This window comes from Paenibacillus chitinolyticus (genome assembly GCF_045038035.1).
In the GTDB taxonomy this organism is placed as follows: Bacteria; Bacillota; Bacilli; order Paenibacillales; family NBRC-103111; genus Paenibacillus_F; species Paenibacillus_F chitinolyticus_A.
Map to the genome: position 1 here is coordinate 4,321,258 of NZ_CP173427.1, position 21,832 is coordinate 4,343,089.

At 55.9% G+C, this 21,832-nt stretch carries 13 protein-coding genes, 1 pseudogene and 1 riboswitch; of the genes and pseudogenes, 7 read left to right on the top strand and 7 right to left on the bottom strand.

Annotated elements, in window-relative coordinates; genetic code table 11:
• The first annotated feature begins 398 nt into the window (after positions 1-398).
• A complete protein-coding gene (locus ACI48J_RS19525) occupies positions 399-4,382 on the top strand; it encodes a glycosyl hydrolase family 18 protein (RefSeq protein ID WP_405079829.1) in 3,984 nt (1,327 codons plus the stop codon).
• A gap of 84 nt (positions 4,383-4,466) precedes the next feature.
• Here ACI48J_RS19525 and ACI48J_RS19530 read toward each other — a convergent pair whose 3' ends face one another.
• The 3 genes and pseudogenes from ACI48J_RS19530 to ACI48J_RS19540 all read right to left on the bottom strand — a co-directional run.
• The gene (locus ACI48J_RS19530; RefSeq protein WP_405079831.1) at positions 4,467-5,795 is read right to left on the bottom strand and encodes an ABC transporter substrate-binding protein; all 1,329 of its coding nucleotides are present in this window, start codon (positions 5,793-5,795) and stop codon (positions 4,467-4,469) included.
• Positions 5,796-5,819: 24 nt separating this feature from the next.
• The gene (locus tag ACI48J_RS19535; RefSeq protein WP_405079832.1) at positions 5,820-8,507 is read right to left on the bottom strand and encodes an EAL domain-containing protein; all 2,688 of its coding nucleotides are present in this window, start codon (positions 8,505-8,507) and stop codon (positions 5,820-5,822) included.
• A 129-nt stretch (positions 8,508-8,636) separates the two neighbouring features.
• Positions 8,637-8,718, bottom strand: a riboswitch (cyclic di-GMP riboswitch).
• A gap of 192 nt (positions 8,719-8,910) precedes the next feature.
• Positions 8,911-9,015 (bottom strand): annotated as a pseudogene (locus ACI48J_RS19540) (Ribulokinase); the annotation flags it as partial.
• A gap of 305 nt (positions 9,016-9,320) precedes the next feature.
• Between ACI48J_RS19540 and ACI48J_RS19545 the strand changes: the two are divergent.
• The 6 genes from ACI48J_RS19545 (at position 9,321) to ACI48J_RS19570 (ending at position 15,415) form a co-directional block, all read left to right on the top strand.
• A complete protein-coding gene (locus tag ACI48J_RS19545) occupies positions 9,321-10,949 on the top strand; it encodes a catalase (RefSeq protein WP_405079834.1) in 1,629 nt (542 codons plus the stop codon).
• A gap of 308 nt (positions 10,950-11,257) precedes the next feature.
• Entirely contained in the window at positions 11,258-12,157 is a 900-nt protein-coding gene (locus ACI48J_RS19550) for a rhodanese-related sulfurtransferase (protein WP_405079835.1), read from the top strand.
• 167 nt (positions 12,158-12,324) lie between these two features.
• Positions 12,325-13,248: a Gfo/Idh/MocA family protein gene (locus tag ACI48J_RS19555; RefSeq protein WP_405079836.1), complete on the top strand. Its 924-nt coding sequence runs from the start codon at positions 12,325-12,327 to the stop codon at positions 13,246-13,248.
• A 283-nt stretch (positions 13,249-13,531) separates the two neighbouring features.
• Entirely contained in the window at positions 13,532-14,080 is a 549-nt protein-coding gene (locus ACI48J_RS19560) for a GNAT family N-acetyltransferase (RefSeq protein WP_405079837.1), read from the top strand.
• A 125-nt stretch (positions 14,081-14,205) separates the two neighbouring features.
• Positions 14,206-15,213, top strand: coding sequence for a TIR domain-containing protein (locus ACI48J_RS19565; RefSeq protein WP_405079838.1), 1,008 nt, complete (start codon positions 14,206-14,208; stop codon positions 15,211-15,213).
• Between the two features lies 1 nt (position 15,214).
• Positions 15,215-15,415, top strand: coding sequence for a hypothetical protein (locus tag ACI48J_RS19570; protein WP_009671363.1), 201 nt, complete (start codon positions 15,215-15,217; stop codon positions 15,413-15,415).
• Positions 15,416-15,644: 229 nt separating this feature from the next.
• On the opposite strand, the gene ACI48J_RS19575 is transcribed toward ACI48J_RS19570, so the two are convergent.
• From ACI48J_RS19575 to ACI48J_RS19590, 4 genes are all read right to left on the bottom strand, one after another.
• Positions 15,645-16,175, bottom strand: a complete 531-nt coding sequence (locus ACI48J_RS19575; protein WP_405079840.1) for a DinB family protein — start codon at positions 16,173-16,175, stop codon at positions 15,645-15,647.
• Positions 16,176-16,276: 101 nt separating this feature from the next.
• Positions 16,277-19,273 carry a glycosyl hydrolase gene (locus ACI48J_RS19580; RefSeq protein WP_405079841.1) on the bottom strand — a complete coding sequence of 999 codons (2,997 nt, stop codon included), beginning with the start codon at positions 19,271-19,273 and terminating at the stop codon, positions 16,277-16,279.
• A 360-nt stretch (positions 19,274-19,633) separates the two neighbouring features.
• Positions 19,634-20,296: a class II aldolase/adducin family protein gene (locus tag ACI48J_RS19585; protein ID WP_405079842.1), complete on the bottom strand. Its 663-nt coding sequence runs from the start codon at positions 20,294-20,296 to the stop codon at positions 19,634-19,636.
• Entirely contained in the window at positions 20,289-21,815 is a 1,527-nt protein-coding gene (locus ACI48J_RS19590; RefSeq protein WP_405079843.1) for a rhamnulokinase family protein, read from the bottom strand. The genes ACI48J_RS19585 and ACI48J_RS19590 overlap by 8 nt, the downstream gene beginning before the upstream one ends.
• Positions 21,816-21,832: the final 17 nt, after the last annotated feature.

Consider the following 21,832-nt stretch of genomic DNA (forward strand, 5'->3'; position numbering starts at 1 on the left):
CATTTTAATTGACCCTTGTTCATCTTTCATGTCAGTTCCATGTAAGAAAAGGGCGAAAAATAGAGAAACTTCTCCCTTATCGTCTAATGTTATCCCTTTTGCTTCCCGCCGTTTTCCTTGATACTGAAATTAGTTAGCCGGTTTCATCGCGAGAAGAAGAACCTTGTGCTTTCGCATTTTTCAAACTCGTTCGCCTGTCGCTTATATCCAAGCTTATCAAGGCCGATCGTTCAACTTTCCCCCTTCTTCTCCCATTCCGAACGGTTATCTCATAAAGGAGGTGCATGCAGCCAGGAACCGCAACCCATGCGGAACACTCCGGATGCTGTTGAAGTTTTGTGGACCCTTATTCATGAAAGCGTTACCATTTCCCTTATCCGAAAAGGAGGCATTACTTAATGAACCTGAAATCCCGGCAATCCGCCAAAACCCGGCGTTCCCACTCACCGGCCCGGGTTGCGCTCCGCATCCTGCTGATCGTAACCCTCATTGTGTCTTTATTCCCGTTCCTGGGCTTAAGCGCGCAGAAAGCGTCGGCGGCTGAATCTTATAAAATCGTAGGTTATTACCCTTCGTGGGCGGCTTACGGCCGCAATTACAACGTCGCCGACATAGATGCTTCGAAAGTTACGCACATTAACTACGCTTTCGCCGATATCTGCTGGAACGGCAAACACGGCAACCCCGACCCGACCGGTCCGAATCCGCAAACGTGGGCCTGCCAAGATGCTGCGGGCGCCAACATTAACGTCCCGAACGGCACGATCGTTCTCGGCGATCCTTGGATCGACACGCAGAAAAGCTTCCCCGGGGATACGTGGGATGAGCCGGTCCGCGGCAACCTGAAACAGCTGATCAAGCTGAAACAGGCCAACCCGAACCTCAAGACGATCATCTCCGTAGGCGGCTGGTCCTGGTCCAACCGTTTCTCCGATGTAGCGGCAAGCGCTGCGACACGCGAAGTATTCGCAAACTCCGCGGTCGACTTCATCCGCAAGTATCAGTTCGACGGCGTCGACCTCGACTGGGAGTATCCGGTTGGCGGCGGCCTTGCAGGCAACTCCGCCCGTCCGGAAGATAAGCAGAACTACACGCTGCTCCTCCAGAAGATCCGCGAGAAGCTGGACGCCGCAGGCACGGCGGACAACAAGAAATACTTCCTGACCATCGCTTCCGGCGCAGGTCCGACTTACGCGGCCAACACCGAGCTCGGCAATATGGCCAAGTATCTCGATTGGATCAACATCATGACGTACGACTTTAACGGCGGCTGGCAGACGGTCAGCGCTCACAACGCTCCACTCTATGCCGATCCGGCCGCAATTGCCGCAGGCGTACCGAATGCGGACACGTTCAATGTGGAAAAAGGCGTACAAGGACACCTCAACGCCGGCGTTCCGGCAAGCAAAATCGTTCTCGGCCTCGCTTTCTACGGACGCGGCTGGAGCGGCTGCAAGAACACGGCTAACGGCGAATACCAGCAGTGCGCCGGTCTGGCGACTACCGGAACGTGGGAGAAAGGCTCTTTCGACTTCTACGATCTGGAAGCCAACTACATCAACAAAAACGGATACACCCGCTACTGGAATAACACGTCCAAAGTTCCGTTCCTGTACAACGCTTCGAACGGCACGTTCATCTCTTACGACGATGCCGAATCCATCGGGTATAAAACAAGCTTTATCAAGTCCAAAGGTCTTGGCGGCGGCATGCTCTGGGAATTCAGCGGCGACCGCAATAAGACGCTTCTGAAGAAAGTCACGACCGACCTGTCGGGTTCCGCACCGGTCGGCGATACGATCGCGCCTTCCGTACCGGCCAACCTGACATCGACGGCTAAAACGTCCACAAGCGTTACGCTTTCGTGGAGCGCTTCGACGGACAATGTCGGCGTGACCGGCTACACGGTCACTTACGGCACCAAGACGGTTGACGTTTCGGCGACTACCGCCACAATCACAGGTCTTACGCCAAGCACGGCTTATTCCTTCACGGTAAAAGCGAAGGATGCGGCGGGCAACGTATCCGCGGCAAGCTCCGCCGTATCCGTTACCACCGATGCAAACTCGGGCGGCGGAACGGATACGACGGCACCGACGGCTCCAACCAATCTGGCCGTAACCGCCAAAACATCGACCAGCGTAACTCTCGGCTGGACGGCTTCCACCGACAACGTAGGCGTAACCGGCTACACCGTATCTTACGGCAGCACGAGCGTCAACGTCACCGGCACAACCGCAACGATCAGCGGCCTTACGGCCGGCACCGCTTATACGTTCAGCGTAAAAGCGAAGGATGCGGCGGGCAATCTCTCCGCGGCGGCGACCGTTTCGGCTACGACGGACAGCGGCTCCGGCGGCGCTGTTTGCCCGGCGGCTTGGGACACAAGCAAATCGTATACGGCGGCACAACGCGTCTCCTACAACGGCAAAATCTATGAAGCAAAATGGTGGACGCAAGGCGAACGCCCGGATCTTTCCGGTCCGTACGGCGTCTGGAAATATGTCAGTGATTGCGGAGCGGGAGCGGGTTCTCCCGCTTCTGTTTCTTCCGGCGGCGCGGCGCTTGCCTCTAATCTGATCGCAGGCGCAGGCGCGGCTTTACCCGCCATCGCACCGGGCAGCTCCGCTGCAAGCACATCTTCGGCCCTGGCTCCGAGCACCAAGGTGCTCGTCGGCTACTGGCACAACTTCGACAACGGTTCCGGTTTCATTCGTCTGCGCGATATCTCCCCCAAGTTCGATGTCATTAACGTTTCCTTCGCCGAGCCGGTAGGCGGATCGACGACAGGAACGATCGGATTCACGCCTTTCAACTACACAGATGCGGATTTTAAAGCCGATGTCGCTTATCTGCAAAGCCAAGGCAAGAAAGTCATTATTTCCATCGGCGGCGCGAACGGCCAGGTCCAGTTGACAACGGCCGGCGCACGCAGCAATTTTGTAAGCTCCATGAAGTCCATCATTTCCAAATACGGCTTCGACGGCCTGGATATTGATTTCGAGGGCCATTCCCTGTACCTGAACCCGGGCGATGCCGATTTCAAAAACCCGACCACACCGGTCATTACGAACCTGATTTCCGCTATCCGCGAGCTGCATGATTCCTTTGGCGACAAATTCATGCTGACTATGGCTCCGGAAACGTTTTTCGTCCAGCTCGGCTACTCCTTCTACGGCGGCACTTGCAGCGGCTGCGATACGCGTGCCGGGGCTTACCTGCCGGTGATTTACGGCGTACGCGATATTTTGGACTGGCTGCAGGTTCAGCTCTATAACTCCGGCCCTATCACGGGACTGGACGATCAGTACCACACGATGGGCGTAGCCGATTTCCATGTGGCCATGACCGACATGCTGCTTACGGGCTTCCCAATCGCCAAAAATCCGAACTCCTTCTTCCCGGCGCTCCGTCCGGATCAAGTCGTGGTCGGACTTCCGGCTAACGGCAACGCGGGCGGCGGCTTCACAAGCGTCTCCGAAGTGCAAAAAGCGCTGGACTATCTGATGAAAGGCAAAGCTTTCGGCTCCTATACTCTTCGCGGTTCCGTTCAACCGGGACTGAGAGGTCTGATGACCTGGTCCATCAACTGGGACAAATTCAACAACTTCGAGTTCTCGAACAGCCACCGCGCCTATCTGGACAGCTTCGGCCCGGGAACTCCCGGAGATACTCAGGCACCTACCGTTCCGGGGAACCTCCGTTCTTCCAACGTAACGGCTACGGGCGTCACGCTTACGTGGAACGCATCCACGGATAATACCGGCGTAACCGGCTACGAAGTCTATCAGGGATCGGTCAAAATTGCCGATACGGCAAGCACGACCTATAACGTCGGCAATCTAACGGCAAACACCTCCTACACGTTTACCGTAAAAGCGAAAGACGCGGCCGGCAACGTATCCGCGGCAAGCACGCCGCTGGCCGTCACAACCGCTAACGGCGGCGGCTCCGGCGACACTTCGGCCCCTACGGCGCCAACGGCTCTGAAAGTAACGGCAAAATCTTCGAACAGTGTCAGCCTCGGCTGGACCGCTTCAACGGATAATGTCGGCGTAACGGGCTACTCCGTTTCGTACGGTACCGGCACTGTGAACGTCACAGGTACGACTGCCGTCATCACAGGGCTGACCGCTAACACGACCTATACGTTCACCGTAAAAGCCAAGGATGCGGCAGGTAACGTATCCGCAGCCGCTTCCATCCAGGCAACGACGGACCCGGCAGCTCCCGGAGGTCCAGCCGCATGGGCAGCCGGCGTCAGCTACAAGGTTAATGACGAAGTCACCTACAACGGCTCGACTTATATCTGCCGCCAGCCGCACACCTCCCTGCAGGGATGGGAGCCCTCTAACGTGCCGGCTCTCTGGACTAAAAAATAAGCACTGATCCGGCAGCCATGTCCGACTGACATGAAAGCCAAAAACAGCAGCTCCGCCCCGTTTTGACGGGCGGGCTGCTGTTTTTTATTTTTTCTTCATGGTATCCAGTAAAATCTGCTTTTCTTTGGAAAGGGACTGTTCGATTTTATCTCGTGCGTCCGCGATAATCTGTTTGGTAGCCAGTCTTTTCTCAATGCCGCTTGCGATCTCACTCTCCCAGATCTCCTGGGCTTTGGCGTCCAGCGGCGTGGTCGGAAATTCTTTCACCCGGGACATCAAATCCTCATGAAGCGCATAGGTTCTCTGTCCCCCCAGGAACGAATTCGTGGCCGCCAATTCCTTCGCATTACCGCGGGCGGGTAAATAGGCCGGGACCGCTCCGCTGAGGCCTTCCTTGCTGTATTCGGTAACGGCGAATTCAATGAATTTCCAGCCCATCTCCTTGTTGGCGCCGTCCGAAGGAAGAAGGAAATTGGTGCTGTTCTGCCAGCCGTACAAGCCGAAAGGAAGTCTCGTTTCGCGCCATTTGCCGGCCGTCTCGGGCGCCCATGCTTTAATCTGTTCGACTCCCCATGTCCCAAAATACATCATGGCGATCGTTCCGTCCTGGACCGCCTTCCGGCCCATATCGCCCCATACGTCCAGATGGGCCTCCAAGCCGAAATCGTTGACTTTTTTGGCAATGTCCACCGCTTTGTGAAACGCTTCGTTATACCGCATAAAATTCAGTTTGCGGTCGAAAATGCCTTCCGAACGCTCGAAGAGCTGGATCGTTTCGTTCACCCACTGCGTCAAATAAATATTGTGCTCCCGCAGCTTCTTGGCCATCTGCAGCCAGTTTGCGGGGTCTTCCATATACTTGGCAAGCTCCTCGGGCTCCGAAGGAAACCCGTACTGCCTCATAATGTCCTCCCGGTAGTAGGTGACGGTAGGGGCCGTGGAAAGCGGAAGGGCAATCAGCTCCCTTCCGTCCACCGACATGCCGCTGTCCCAGAGGGACGGGCTGAAGTCATTCCGGTATTTTCCCGCCTGATAAGGAGGCTTGAGCAGATCCTCCACCCCTTCGATCGCGGAGAAATTGCCGAAATCGCTGCTGTCGACCATCATGACGTCCGGCGGTTTCCCGTCCGCCAGCGCCTGCAGATAAGCTCCCACATATTCCGAGTAAGGAATGACCTTCACATCTACGTTTAGATCCGGATAGCTTTCTTTGAATTTGGCGGCCATGGTCTCAATGCCTCCGTAATGGGTCCATATCGACAAATGGTTCGGAACGGCCGCTTGGCCCGTGGAGGGAGCCGGCTTTTCGGCGGGAGCGGTTGAAGCGGGAATGAGCGGCTCGGACCGGAAACAGCCCGCGGTGGTTACTGTGAGCAGGAGCAGCAGCACGAAGATTTTAGTAAGTTTGACCACAACTCGTTTCCTCCCATCGTATAGCTAATCTGTATATCCCCCGGCAAAAAGTCCGGCATAGTTTCCTCTTTGGAGAAGTCTGGAAAATTCCAGGGCAGGCAGAGGTCTGCTGAAATAGTAGCCTTGGAGTTCATCGCACCGGCACTGGGTAAAATAGTCCGATTCCTCGGCGGTTTCGACTCCCTCCGCCACGACGGTCATATTCATGCTGTGAGCCAGCTCGATGATCGCCTTGGCCACGGCGGCTTTTTTGGGTTCCCCGCCGATATCCCGGATAAAAGAGCGGTCCAGCTTCACATGTGAAATCGGCAGCCGCTGAAGCTGGTTAAGGGAAGAGTACCCGGTCCCGAAATCGTCGATCGAAATATGGATCCCCCGCTCCCGGATCCGGCTAATGATTCCGATGACCTGTTCGACATTCTCTATAAATACTCCTTCCGTAATTTCCAGAGTCAGATAGGATTCTTCCAGTCCCGATTCTTCCAGCGCGCTTTCAATCATATCCAGCAGGTTCGTCTGGGAAAAATGCAGAGCCGAAATGTTCACGGCAACCGGCACTTTGGGGAGCCCCTCCTCCTGCCACGCTTTATTCTGACGGCAGGCTTCCTTCAGAACCCATTCGTCGATTTTGTAAATAATCCCCGATCTTTCGGCCAGGGGGATAAATTTATCGGGCGAAATGCGGCCCAGCTCGGGATGCTCCCAGCGCACCAGTGCCTCGATTCCGCTGATCGCGCCGGTAGACGTATCGACTTTCGGCTGATAGTGCAGGACGAGCTGATTGTTCGCAATCGCTTCCTGAATACCGTTATCGATCATCATTTCTTCGGAAAAACGGATTTTCAGTTCTTCTTCATAGAATTGATGACTGTTGCTGCAGCCCGTGGATTTGGCGAAGTACATTGCCATATCCGCGTTTTTGACAATGGTTTCCATCGTGTCTCCGTCTCGGGGAAACATGCTGATGCCGATGCTGACCGAGCTGTACAAGGTCGATTCCATCAGCCGGACCGGTTCCTCCAGAGCGGCGAACATGCTGAGCGCCACGGCCGTCGCTTTCGCGTCATCGGCATCTTCAATGACGATGACGAACTCGTCTCCGCCGATCCGGAACAGCTTGCACGATTCCGTAGCGCTGCGGGCAAATCTCTCGCCGATTTCTTTGAGCAGCAGATCGCCGATATCGTGGCCCAGCGTATCGTTAATCTGCTTGAAGCGGTTTAAATCGGCGAACATGACCGCCACCTGCTTGGGCGCGTGTGCCGCCTCCGAAAGCACGCTCTGCAGGTAGGTTGTGAAATACAGGCGGTTGGGAAGCCCGGTGAGGATATCGTAAAAAGCGAGCTGATGAAGCTTTTCCTCCGAAAGACGAAGCTTATCGGTCTGCTCCTGCAAGCGCTGGTTCATGTTCTGCGCTTGATGAAACATGCTCATCAGGTTCAGCGACATCTGCCGGAAGTTATAGGTCAGCGAGGTAATCTCCGAAACACGGCTGCTCGGCCACTCGATTTCTTTCATCTGCTTTAATTTTTCCGGCAGGTCCGTTGTGGAGGTCGCCAGTTTGGACAGCCCGTGGACCAGAACGCGGCTTAAATATAATGCGGTGGCGGCTGCCGCTGCCGCGAATAAAAGCAGGTACCAGAGCTGCGATAAATAATGCGAGAACACACTGACCTGATAATGGCGGATCGGAATGTCGATGTACACGTGCAGGGGCATCCTGGCGACCGCATTGTCGTAGATGTAGCTGCCCTCTCTCCACTGCTGAGCGGGCAGAGCCGTTCCCTCCCGGACGGGCAGGACCTGGTAAAAATTGTCGTCCAGACCCACTATATTGTTGCCGCCCCTCCAGTCGTAAACCTGGTTCAGCGTGTAGCTCTGACGGTCGGCCGCCAGAACTTTGTTGGACCTGTCCGTAATGACGATCCGGAACAACTGTTCCGAGGTGTATTTATTCACCAGTTCCTGCAGATAACCCACTTGTATCCGCCCCTTGAGCCTGATGCCGAGAATATCCTCGGCCCCCCATTGGTTCAGCTCCTGGTTGATGCTGTTGGCCGTGTTTACCGCAAGCTGCTTGGAGTTCTGGATGGACAATTTCTCGGAATACCAGCTGTTCATCACGATATAAAGGAGCGACGGAAGCGCCACGGCCATAATCGACAAGTGGAACAAGACCTTGCTGTAGGAGTAAGTTCTTTCCCGCTCTTTGACGAGGCCGAACCAGTGGAAAAGAGGCAGGTACTTCAGCAAAATATCGGCGATCAGCGCGTTGAACAGCCCGTTCGAGAGCGTAATCAGGAGCATCAAAATCAGCTCGTCCGATACAAATTTGTAGAAGCCGTAGTAAATGACGATCATCAGCGGAAGCCCGATCAGCAGCCAGTAAATACTGTCCCAGACCAGCAGCCGCCCCGGTTTTTTCCGGTTAAGGAGTCCGACCCCGGCAATTTCAAGAAGGCCGATCCATTCGAATGTAGGATGGTGTAGAAAGAAGAAGGAGAAGAGTTGGGTAATGACGCCGGCCAGGAGGCCCAGACGGACGCCGAACAACGATACGGCAAACAGGAGAAAAATACTGGAAAATTGAAAAGCGATTCCGTAGATAAGATGAAGCCTGCTAGCTTCGAAAAGAAGCGCCAAAGCGATACAGAGCAGGTATCCCAGCGTTAAGCGGGCTTTATTTTGTAAAAGGGACTGAATAGTTTTCACACGCTGTCCTCCATTTCTGCCGAAAAGTACGAATGTGAGCACTGCCCCATGTCCGAACTTACTTAATGGATACCGGCAAAAATAAAAGACCGCTTACAAAACAGCAGCCTCCACTTCCACTTATCCAACTTCGGTAACCCGGCTGTCTAGCTGCGCTTTAGACCCGTGGCTTTGCGTCCTATGCTTTCGCGATAGTTTGCCTTTATCGAGTTATTCAACTAAAGATTCGTTAGTTGATAATTTCGACGCACTGGGTCCTTCTCCTCTTTTTTTCAACAATAAAATAGGGCAAAAGTCGCAGTTTTTTAAAAAAATTAACTAATAGCCGAATGATACGGAAAATAAATCCTTTTAACGGATGAAAATCATTTTTTCCTGAGGGAAGAAGATCCTGCTTTTGCCTCAGGGCGGCTCCGAGAGCGGGAATTTGCCTGGACGCTGCAGCATTGCTCTCTCGGTTCGTCACATCGGCATAAATCTGCATGCATCGGATCGGCAGACGGTTTTTCTACGGGAGCCATCTCTGCTTGGACGCGGAAACCGCTGCCGAAAATCTTTTTCTGGTATCGCTTACATTTCATCGGTACAAAACGGGCCTTTCCTGCGCGGGTTTGACTTTCTTTTTATTATATAAGGAATCCCCAAGGATTACCGCTTTTTTTACGATTGATCCAGAAAATTTCTCTCCGCAGCGTACCGGACGATGTTGGACGGAAGCTTTCCTTGCTCCCGCTGACTTTCCGTTTCATGCATAGTTTTGGCCTTCTCTGAAAATAATGGAAACAGTCTAACAAGAGCAGGAGGAATGGGGTCATGAAAAACGAGATCAACAACGGCACAGCCGTAACGGGAGTCGGCGGCCCTGCCGACCAAAGGCTCGCCGAAGGCGAGCAGGAAACGACGCTGACCAACCGGCAGGGTCATCCGATTACCGATAATCAGAATATCCGCACTGTCGGAAACCGGGGTCCTTCCACCCTGGAAAATTACCATTTTCTCGAGAAAATTTCCCACTTCGACCGCGAGAAAATTCCCGAGCGCGTTGTACACGCCCGCGGCGCAGGCGCTCACGGCTATTTTGAGGCGTACGGTAAAGTCGGCGAAGAGCCGGTCGCCAAGTATACACGCGCCAAGCTTTTTCAGGAGGCCGGTAAAAAAACGCCGGTATTCGTCCGGTTCTCCACAGTCGTGCACGGTGTTCATTCACCCGAAACGCTCCGGGACCCGCGAGGCTTTGCCGTCAAATTTTATACGGAAGACGGGAACTGGGACCTCGTGGGCAACAACCTGAAAATCTTTTTTATCCGCGATCCGCTCAAATTCCCGGACATGGTTCACGCCTTCCGCCCGGACCCGGTTTCGGGTGTTCAAAATATGGAGAGAATGTTCGATTTCCTCTCCAATTCCCCGGAAGCGACGCATATGGTGACGTTCCTGTTCTCGCCTTGGGGAATTCCGGCCAATTACAGGGAAATGCAGGGGTCGGGCGTCAACACGTACAAATGGGTCAATGCGGACGGCGAGGGAGTGCTGATCAAGTACCACTGGGAACCGATCAATAACAGCATCCGCAACCTGACCCAGAACGAAGCGGACGAGATCCAGGGTAAGAACTACAGCCACGCTACCCAGGATCTGTACGAAGCGATCGAACGCGGCGACTATCCCGAATGGGAACTCAGCGTTCAGATTCTGAGCGACGACGAGCACCCCGAGCTGGATTTCGATCCGCTTGACCCGACTAAGCTGTGGGACCACGAGAAATTCCCGTTCCTCCCGGTCGGCAAAATGGTCCTGAACAAAAACCCCGAGAACTACTTCGCGGAAGTTGAGCAAGCCGCCTTCGGTACGGGCGTCCTTGTAGACGGGCTGGATTTCTCCGACGACAAGCTTCTCCAGGGCCGTACTTTCTCCTACTCGGATACGCAGCGCCACCGGGTCGGGACCAACTACCTGCAGCTGCCCGTCAACGCTCCGAAGAAGCACGTCGCTACGAACCAACGCGACGGCCAGATGACTTACTTCGTGGACCGGGCGCCCGGTCAAAATCCTCACGTCAACTACGAACCTTCTTCGCTCGGCGGACTGCAGGAAGCGCCGCCGCGCGGACGGGAACACGAACCGGCATATAACGCCAAGCTCGTCCGCGAGAAAATCGACCGGCCGAACGATTTCGGACAGGCGGGCGACACGTACCGGAAGTTCGAGCCGTGGGAGAAAGACGAGCTGATCTCCAATCTCGTCAACAACCTCAAGATCTGCAAGCCTGTCATCCGCGACAAGATGGTGAACTATTTCACCCAGTCGGATGCGGAATACGGACGCCGCGTAGCGGAAGAACTGGGCAAGGCAATTGCCTCGTCCGAGCACACGGGGACGGTTCAAAACCGGGAAGGCGCCGAGCAGGCGAAACAAGCCGGCCGCAAAACGGACGGCTATTAATAGCGGCTGACGGGCTCGCCCCCGAAAACGGAGAACAGGGAACTGTTTTCCGTTTTTGCGTTTTTCGTTTTTGCAAACCACTATTATATAGAAGCTTCTGCTGTCCGCCGCCGCAAAATATCCTATCACTTTCCATCCTCTATTTAGGAAGCCTAAATGTTTACTAAGTCCGGGATATCTTCTATAATAGATGCATGAATCCTCAAGTTACTCCTCTATAACGGTAGGAAAGGGCGATCCCTTTTCTACCGTTGTTGATTGAACGCAGCCTTTTCTCCTAAACTTAGATTAGACAGGTGGTACTAGCCATGAACGATACGAAGCAGCCTTACCGCATTTTGCTTTACTATAAATTCGTGCCGATCGCAAATCCCGAGGAATTCGCGGCCGAGCACCGGGAATACTGCAAAAATCTCGGCCTGAAAGGCCGCATTCTAATTGCCGCGGAAGGCATCAACGGGACCGTATCCGGTACGGTCGAGCAGACGGAGCAGTACATGTCGGACATGCATGCCAACCCTCTTTTTGCCGATATGGTGTTCAAAACCGATCCGGCCGATGAGCATGCTTTCAAAAAAATGTTCGTCCGCTTCAAACAAGAGCTGGTCACTTTCCGTTACGACGAAGAGCTGGACCCTAACGTGATCAGCGGTAAAAGATTGTCTCCGGCCGAGTTCCACGAGCAGCTTCAAAACGAAGACGTGATCGTCCTCGACGGACGCAGCAACTATGAGTACGATCTGGGTCACTTCCGTAACGCGATCCGTCCGGACGTGGAAGCGTTCCGCGAATTTCCGGAATGGATCCGGGATAACATGGCGGATCTGAAGGATAAGACGATCCTTACGTACTGTACGGGCGGTATCCGCTGCGAGAAGCTGACCGGCTTCCTGATCAAGGAAGGCTTCAAGGATGTCGCGCAGCTTGAAGGCGGCATCGTCACTTACGGGCAGGACCCGGAAGTGAAAGGCAGACTTTTCGACGGCAAATGCTACGTCTTCGACGAGCGGATTTCGGTGCCGATTAATCACACCGAAGAAGATATCGTCGTGGGCAAATGCCATCACTGCGGCAAACCTGCCGACACGTTCATCAACTGCGCGAACGACTTCTGCCATCTCCAGCATATCTGCTGTCCGGAATGCGAAGAGGAGCACAGCGGCTGCTGCTCGGACAAATGCGAGGAGCTCGTTCTTTCCGCGCGTTAAGCAGCTGCACATGTCGGCGCGGCGCTTTACTCAAAGCGGCCGTATCGTCCGCCGCATCGAAACCCCAGGCCTACTTCCGACAAGGAGGGCCGGGGGTTTTTCTTTTTGCGGGAAAGAGCAGCGGAGTTCCGCTATAATGGAAGAAGAACATTCGAGGAGGAGACTTTATGCGCATTGGTATTATCGGGCTCGGCGACATCGCCCGCAAAGCTTACCTGCCGGTGATCACCGCTAGAAACGACGTGGAACTTATCTTCTGTACGCGAAATACCGCTGCCCTTGAGCAGCTTGCCGCCACTTACCGGATAAGCGAAACCGTTACGGAGGTCGGCGAGCTGATCGGCCGGGGCATTCGGGCCGCATTCGTCCATTCTTCAACGGAATCCCACGCGGAAATAACGAAGCAGCTTCTGCAAAACGGCGTTCACGTCTATGTGGACAAGCCTATTGCCTATACATACGAGGAGTCCTTGAAGCTTACGGAACTTGCCGAAAAAAACGGCCTCATTCTGATGGTCGGCTTCAACCGGCGTTTCGCTCCTCTCTACGTTTCCGTTAAAGAGAAATCATCACCGAACCTGATTCTGATGCAAAAAAACCGCCCCCACTCCCCCGACTTTGCGCGCCGGTTCATCCTCGACGATTTCATCCATGTCGTCGATACGCTGCGCTATCTTGTGCCGGGAGACGTACGGGACGTTAACGTTACGTCCCGCCATCAGGACGGCAAGCTGTACCATGTGATGCTTCAGCTGGGCGGTGACGGCTATACGGCCGTCGGCATCATGAACCGGGACAGCGGCGGCAGCGAAGAGACCGTGGAAGCGATCGGCGGAGGCCGCAAATGGTCGGTGAAGGATCTCAATACCGCGGTAGAGCTGGCGGACGGCGGCGAGCGGCATTACAAATTCAACGATTGGGACCCCGTTCTGCACCGCCGGGGGTTCCATGCCATCATCGATCATTTTATCCAAACGGTAAAAGAAGGCGGACAGCCTCTGCAGTCAACGCGGGATGCCCTCGAAACCCACCGCATCTGCGAGGAGATCGTTAAAGAGCTTGAAAAGAACGGAGTATCCGCCTGGGGATAAGGAATGCCCGTTCTCCTGCCGGTCATCTGCAAAGACAACCTTTCATATGAATGCCCTTCATTTGTCCGGCAGTACGGATCGGCCGCCCTTCGTTTAAAGGGACCCGTTCTCGCTTAAACTAAGAAAGAGTGCCTCCCGTTAAACGGGTACCCGTACACTGGACACTTCAAAAAAAAGTGTTTCGCGTACGGGTACCCGTTTACGTTTCCGTGAGGCATGCGCTCTTTCTTTTTGTTTTTATCGCATTAGCGGTTTACCCAACTAACCGAAACCGGAGGTACCGATGAAAATCATCACGACCGCGCAGTGGGATGATAAGCTTTGGCGGGAAGCGGAGCCCCTTTATAATGAGGCTTTTCCGGATCACGGAAGAAAGCCTATCCCGATCATCCGTCAGATGTTCCAAAGGAAGCTCTGCTTCCTTCATCTCGGGATCGTTGAAAATAAGGCCGCCGTAATGGCGATTACCGGAGAGCTGCCTTCGGTACGGGCGCTTCTGATCGACTACATCGCCGTCCGTCACGATTGCCGCGGACAAGGCACCGGCCGGCTTTTTATAGAAGAGCTTAAAGATTGGACCCGAGAGGAAGGCCTCAGCGGCATGCTGATCGAAGCGGAGGCCGGCGACGGACCCGGCCATCGGAGCCGGCGGCGTTTCTGGGAAGCCTGCGGGTTTCATCTGACGGAATATGTCCACGAATACAGCTGGGTGCCGGAGCGTTATCAGGCGATGTATGTGAATTTAAGCCCCGAAGGAAAGCTGGTGGACGACGGCCGGCTTCTTTTTGAGTCGATCACCGATTTTCATAAAAGATCTTATCGGCGCACCTAGTCGAAGGGAGTCGATCGCCGCCCTTTGTTTCCCTGCCGCCTCGTCCTACTTCTGCCGCATGGACAAATGAGCTTCCTTGCGCTATTTTTAAAGAAGCAGGCGACTTTTGGAAAAAAGGAGTACGTATGGACCAACAACGGAAACCGAAAGTGTTTATCGGCTCTTCCAGAGAAGCGATTCCTATCGCGGAAGGTGTACTGGAAAATCTCTCCCCGGCCGCACAGGTGAACCCCTGGTTTGCCGGCGCCTTCAATCCCGGGCGGTATACCATGGAAGATTTGGATAAACAGGTACAAAACAACGATTTCGCTCTTTTCATCTTATCGACGGACGACGTCGTTCAAATCCGCGGCAAGCAGTATGCCTCGGCCAGGGATAACACCATTTTTGAAATGGGGCTTTTTATGAGCCGCCTGGGCAGGGAACGCGTCTTTTTTCTTATGCCGGATCATATTCCTGAAAGCGTTAACGAAACGGCCGTCGGCGGGCTGCGGACACCTTCGGACCTGTTCGGAGTCAATGCCCTAACGTTCGAAATCCGTTCCGAAGCCGACGAGTGGGTTCAGGCGACGGCCGCGGCTTGCAGCACCGTCAAAAGAAAGATGCGCGAATTGGGCTGCCTTTCGGAGCAGCCGACGATCTCCCAGCTCGCACGCATTCTGCGCCTTTTTCGTACCCTGTTAAAGGGGGTTCCCTTCAAACCGGAGGAGGAAAATTCCCTCCAGACGCTAAGCGAAGGAATCCGGATCTCCTACACGTGCCCGCCCCAGTTTACGGTTAAGGGCGTCACGATTCACAGCGCGGAGCAGGACGAGTGGATCAAGCAGGTCGCGGGCACCTCGAACATCGGCACGATGAACCGGACGTACCCCTTGACGGCCAATGAAAATCTGGGCCCCGGAGACAAGCGTATCCTCGTGGTAGACGCTCATTTGAATAACAGAGTCACGATGAATCTGCACTCTTCCTCCATTGAAAATGAATATTTGATATGTTATCCTTTAGCTAAGAAGGTTGTGCTGACCGTGCATATGATCGGCCAGGACACATTAAGTTCGGAGCAGTTGAATAAGATAGCCGGCCTGAACGGGCAGCTGATCAGTTCGGTAAACGATTTGTTGGGAGGGGAATAAGATGAAACCGGTCAGAAACAGATCGAACAGCGGATTAAAGCGTCGGCGTTCCGCCAAATCTGCTGGCAAAGTCTTGACCCAACGGAATTCCTCGGGTCCCATTTATTCCATCGGTCCTTCCGTAGACGGGAAAGAGCAGTCTTTCCAGCTCGTTTTGGAGAAAGAAGCCGTGTACGAAACTCCCGTCTATCTTCAAGGCTGACGCCCATACAGAATGAGAAAAACCCGCTTCCTTTCTTGCGAAAGGAAGCGGGTTTTTGGTGTTGCAGACGCCCGGGTATCCGGAGGTTCGGCTATGATTGCGGGCAGTATGGAAGCGTGGAAGCTTGGAGGTACGGAGGATGGGAGGATGGCATACGGATACATCTGAGTTTGGATCAACGGAACCCTAGAAGCCGCCTTTCCGTCCCCTCGCGGTACTCTTTATTTCGCTAACCGGAATGGGCCCGCCGGATCCGTTTCAGCTGGTGAATATGACCCCACTCGTGAAAAGCGCTGAATTGCAGCCACTGGCAGGCATTCAGCTCCACGCCGAGGGGATGGCGGGACACCAGACGGTTCGTCTCTCTTGCGGCCAAAAGCGGCAAAAACGCTTTCAGTTCGCCGCGGACCTCCGCAAGCCGTTCGAGCCCGTCCTCATACGCCACTTTTCCGGTAGGAAACGCGGAAGGCGGAGATTTTTTCGGCGTGCCGAGCAGCCCGTGCTTCTCGAACAGCGCCGTGATATCCACCAGCTTCCGTTCCTCCGGCTCGGACGGCCGGACCGCTTCGCCGTTCAGCAGCCTTCCGATTTCGGCGACGACCTGCTTCTCCACAATGCCCAGGTGCTCGACGATCTGGACCGGGTTCCAGCCGCCCTCGTACTCGCTCAGGTGCCGTTCACCCGGACCGAAAGCGTCCAGCGCCGCCAGAAGCTCCCGCCTTTTTTTAACCAGAAAGGGTTCCAGTTCGGAAAAAATCATGCGTCCTGCCTCCTTGTTTGAAAGCGTCATCTCCTTCCCATCATACCGCGTCCCCGCTTTTTCTTCATCCTCAAAATCCACACTTCCGGTATCGCAAAGCCTCAATGCGTATAGGTATAGTGAGCCGAATCGTACTGCGGGCCGGATTTCTCGTAGGTGAACCACAGCTCGACCTGCTGACCGGCCGCCAGTCCCTGGATCGTATGCGTCCAACTGCCCCCGCTGGCGGTCATCCGCACGTTTTGCTGGTTCGCTCCGTTCACCTTGTAGTGGATGTCCACATAGGCCGCAGACGTCTTCGGAGCGAACACGACCGTTTCCGAAGCGCCCGACTTCGTAACAGTAGCGGTATAGTCCGAAGCGGGATAGGTCAGCACGTTGTCCGCCGATCCGAACTGCAGCCAGTTCAGGTTGAATTGCGGACCGCTGATAGCGACCCGCAGCGTCTGCGGACCTGCCGCCAGCTGCACCTGCGCCGAGACCGTCGTCCAGGTCTGCCAGCCTCCGGTGTTCGGGACATTCACCGTCGCCAGCGTACTGCTGCCGGAGCGGAGCTGGAACTGGCCGGTGCCGTTCGGACTGGCCACCCGCGCCTGCAGCGTATAGGTTCCGGCCTTCGCGACATTGACGCTGTAGTCCATCCAGTCCCCCGTGTCCAGATAGCCGACATTGAGGCCGCCTCCCGTGTCCGTCGTCGTTTCCGTCTGGACGCCGCTCATCGAAGCGTAGCTTTCGGCTTCGATTTTGCCGGGAATCGGCGCAGCCGACGGAGCCGGTGTCGGCGATGGTGTAGCGGTCGGTGTCGGTGTAGGAGTTGACGTTGGCGTCGGCGTAGGAGTTGGCGTCGAACCTCCCGCCCCTTCCGTGTTCGAACCGTTCGCAGGCACCGACATCGTCTTGCCGTCGGAGAACGTGACCGTAATCGCGGAACTGCCCGCGTTGTATGCCGTGTAGGTGCGGACGCCGTTCTTCACGAATACGGCATAGAGCGGCGTATTGGCTGTCACGGTACGGTCTTGGACACCCATTGCGTCCAGATTGTAGATCCAATGATACGCAAACGCCTTGGAGTTCCCGGCTTCGGCCGAAAGCGCATTGCCGCGCGAGGACCAGAAGCTTTTCGCTTCGGCCGGATTCGATATCGCCCGGTACATATAGACGAGGTCTTCCCAAGCGTCGAAATTCGTGCCGCCGTTCTCCGATACCAGCGCGTTATAATTTTTGGCGGCATAGTCGGGATATTGCGTCAGATAAAGCGAAGCTCCCGTGAAAGGCAGCCAGTTGATGCCGTGAACCTCTTCCGGATTGCCGGTCCACCAGGTTCCGTCGCCGACGGTTTTGCCGCCCCAGACCATGCTCGCCGTCGCCCGGGTGAAACCTGCGGGACGGTTTGCGCCCATCACGTCAAACCAATATTCGTTGATCGCGTTCATCTTGGTCGTGTACAGAGAGATGCCCGTGTCGCGGACAGTGGTGTCGCCCGTCGCCTGTCCCCACAAAATCATGCCCGCCCAGGCGTTCATGCCCTCGGAAGACGATTCGTTGTTGTTGCCGTCTCCGAACCGTGCATGGCCCGAAGCCCATGAGTGGCCGGCATACGGATCAAAGTTGCGGAGGTAAGGGAACATCGTGTCCGTCCGGCTGCTGCCGGCGATGTCGCGGATCAGCAAATTCACCATCGGCCCCCAGGCGGAAGCCCAGGCTTTGTCCACACGTGCGACCTCCGCGGCAGCCTTGATGAAATAGCCATAGTGAAAATGGTGGTCGTTCAGCTCGTTGTTGGAGCCGTAGCTGGCCGGGTAGCCGATCACGGTGCCCCAGTTGCGGTTATAGTAAAACACGTTGCCGCTCTTAAGATTACCGCTGCCGTCGCTCGCCTTGAACCAGCTCTGCAGAATGCTCTTGATCTCGCTGCGGAACTTATTCGCCGCCGCCGTATCGCCGATCTGGTCGGCGATCGGAGCCAGCGAGGCGAGTTTGCCGAGGCGCTTGCCGATCCAGTAGGTGTCGCCGTCGCCGGTGTACGTCTCGGCCTCCGCTTGGTCGATGTACTGCTGCAGCTGCCCGCGGTCGTAGGAACCCTTGTCCGGCAGCGCCGGGAGGACGCCGTTAAACTTCATGCGGGTCTGGAAGGAACTTCCCTCGCCCGTCTTCATCAGGCCGCGCACCGAACCGTACGTATAGGACAGAAGCGGCGTCGGGCTGTTCTTCCATTGATGCGGATACAGGGCAAAAATCGTGCCGCTTTGCGTGCCCTGCTTAGCCTGCGTCGTGAAAGTGAAAGTCGATGTCACCTCGCTTGCGGCGGCATTGTAGCTATAGGACACCTGCGTGCCGGTGACATGGGAGTAAGCGTACTGGGCGAACTTGTTCAGCGTCGACTGGCTGTTATCCGGCAAGACCGCGACGGAAAAGTACGAGCTGCCGTTGTTCGTCAGCGTGCCGCTGCCGATCCCGCTCCATGTGCTGCCGTTCGCCCCGAACAAGCCGTAGTGAGCGCCCGCGACCGTAATGCCGAGCACCGGCGTGCTCGCGCTTCCGGACCATACGGCAGGCGCGTCGTAGAAGCTCAGCTTGGGACTGCCGCCCGCGTAAGTGAAATAGACATACGGCGAACCATGCCCGTAGCTGACGTTCATTTCACTGGCGCCGCTCTTGTACTGCGCCTTCACAAACCAGTCGCTGTAGCCGTCCACCTTCGCGTCGGGAAAAGCGGTCACGCCCGAGTGGCCGACTGTGAAGTCGTGAATATCGTTGATCCAGCCGCAGACGCAGCTGGAATTCGCCGTGATCCGGTTGCCCGGATAATAAATGCGGATGCCGCCGGAGCCGTTTTTCATCGCCAGCGGATGCGGATACTGGGCTTCCGAGAAAGTGTCCCAGGCGAGATTGCTCCACCAGTCGTTGGTCGGCATCGCTCCGGTGACGTTCGCGGTCTTGTAGATCGCGCTCTGTGTATCGACGGCTCCCGGAGGCAGCACGGTCGAGTAAGAGCCCGAACCCAGTGAAACCTCGCCGTTAAAAGCGGAAGTGCCTCGTTCGGGAAGCAAAGAAACGAGCAGGACCAGTGCAAGCAGACCGGCAAAAAGTTTTTTCATTTCGTTCCTCCTTAAAAGTTTATTAACAGGGAAACGCTTTCATTTTATTGGGATTCGAACCTATCCTCTCCTTTCCGTTAGAATGAACGGACAGAGCCCGCACGTCTTCATCGTATCAGCCTATTGAGGGCCTCGAACAGGCGCCTCATTTCGGATCGATTCTCTTTTTTTCTCCTTCCCCCTTCAACGGAACAAAAGAGACACCGAAAAACGCAGCCCGAAGGACTGCGCTTGCAGAAGTACACGGTTAGGATGAACGGAAAACAGTCCTTTCCTTTAAGCCTCCGAACCACCGGACACTTGAGCAATCGGCCGGAGCCACCGGACAAAACCGCCGGATAGCACGTCATCCCGCCAGAGCTATTCCTTCATATTTTGAAGCAGCTGAACCCGGTAAGCTTCGCTCTCCAGCCCCTGAATCTCTTTGTATTCCTCTGCCGTCAGCCTTCTGGGCTCCCCGGCCGATTTGGCGATCATATAAATTTTCGCGCTCTCTTCCATCACTTCGGTCCGGTAATACGCTTCCCGGAGATTTTTGCCCGTCGTCACCAGACCGTGATTTTTAAGCAGCATGGAACTGTAACGGTCGGCCTTCTCCGCCACAAGATGAGCGAGTTTATCCGTCGTGGGCACGACATAAGGGATAAACGCGACATCCCCTACGAGAGCCGCCTGATCCGGAAAAAGCATGGGCAGCTCGTTGTCCACGAGCGTCAAGGCAATGCAGTAGGCGGGATGCGTGTGCACGATAGCCTGAAGCAGAGGGTTCGCCCGGTAGCAGAACAGATGCATCAGCACTTCGGATGAAGGCCGGAAGGCGGTGCCCCCGATTTCACCGGTAGGAATGTGGACCGGCACCCACTGATCCGGCACGATATCTTCCAGCGCAAATCCGCTGGGCGACAGATACATAAATTCTCCGGACCTTGCGCTTATATTGCCTCCGGGGCCGACTACCAGACCTTTCGCTACGCTTTTGGCGGCGTACTTCGTCAATTCTTCTCTTACTTTCCGTTCAGTCATTTCCGTTGACGCTCCTTTCGGAATGATGGGCGTTTGCATTGATCTTCCTGTAACGCGCATAAGCTTCCCGCCACCGGCCGGTATCCTCGGGAGAGTACAAATCCGGCGGGAACGAGGCCAGCACGACCTGGCGCATTTCGTCCCGGGTATGAAGCTCGCCGCGGGCCTTCGCCTGTATAAGCAAGCTGCCGACGGCGGTCGCCTCGATCGGCCCCGCGATGACGCACCGGCCCGTGATGTTCGCCGTCAGCTGGCAGAGCAGCCGGTTGCGGATGCCTCCGCCGACCATATGGACGGCGTCCAGCCTCCGGCCCAGCAGCTCCTCGATTTCGTGGAGGGTCTGGCTGAATTTCATCGCCAGGCTTTCCACGATGCAGCGGATCATCTGCGCCTTCGTCTGCGGAACGGGCTGGCCGGTCTGCCCGCACCAGCTGCGGATGCGCTGCGGCATGTTCCCCGGCGCCAGGAACACGGGGTCTTCCGGATCGACGTAGGCAGCCGCCGCTTCTTCTCCCGCCGCCATCGCCTGCATGTCCCCAAAGGTAAGCGTCTCGCCTTCCAGCTCCCAATACCGGCGGCATTCCTGCAAAAGCCACAGGCCCATAATGTTCTTCTGCAGCCGGATACGGCCGTCCGCTCCGCCTTCATTCGTGAAGGCGAGAATCCGGCTCTGTTCGGTGATGACGGGCCGCTCCGTCTCCACCCCCATCAGCGACCAGGTGCCGCAGCTGATAAACGCATAGCTGCCGCCGGCTTGCGCGGGGACGGACACTACGGCCGAGGCCGTGTCATGGGAAGCTGCCGCCACGACCGGGAAGCTGCGCATCTGCAGCTCCTCGGCTAATGAGGCGCGCAGACTGCCTGCGGCGGTTCCCGGCATCACGATGGAAGGGAACATCGCCCGCGGATGCGGAAGCAGGGCAAGCACTTCTTCATCCCAGCCGCGCAGCTGCGGGTCGAGCAGGCCGGACGTGCTGGCGATGGTGTATTCCGCCGAAATTTCTCCGCATAAATAGTAGCGGAACAAATCGGGCATAAACAGCATCCGCACATCCTCGCCGGCCAGGGAGGACGCCTCCCCTTCCGCTTCGAGCTGAAACAGCGTGTTGATGGACTGGGTCTGGATGCCTGTGCGCCGGTACAGTTCTTCTTCCGGTATCCGGTTCAGCACCCGCCGCATCGCGGGCTCGTTCCGGGAATCCCGGTAGTGATACGGATTCCCGAGCAGCCTGCCCCTGCCGTCCACAAGTCCGTAATCGACGCCCCACGTGTCTACGGCAAGCGAAGCGGGGGCCACCGCCGTAAACGACTTATAGGCCCGGATGCCCTGGAGCAGCTCGTGAAACAGCCGCAGAAAATCCCAGTGAAGATTGCCGCCTAGTCTGACGGGATCATTGGAGAACCGGTGGATTTCCTCAACGGCCAGACGCGATCCGTTGTAAGTGCCGAGCACCGTCCGCCCGCTGCTCGCTCCGAAGTCCACGGCCAGCATGTGAAGGCCGTTCTTCTCTACTCCCATGAAAAGTCCCCCTCCCT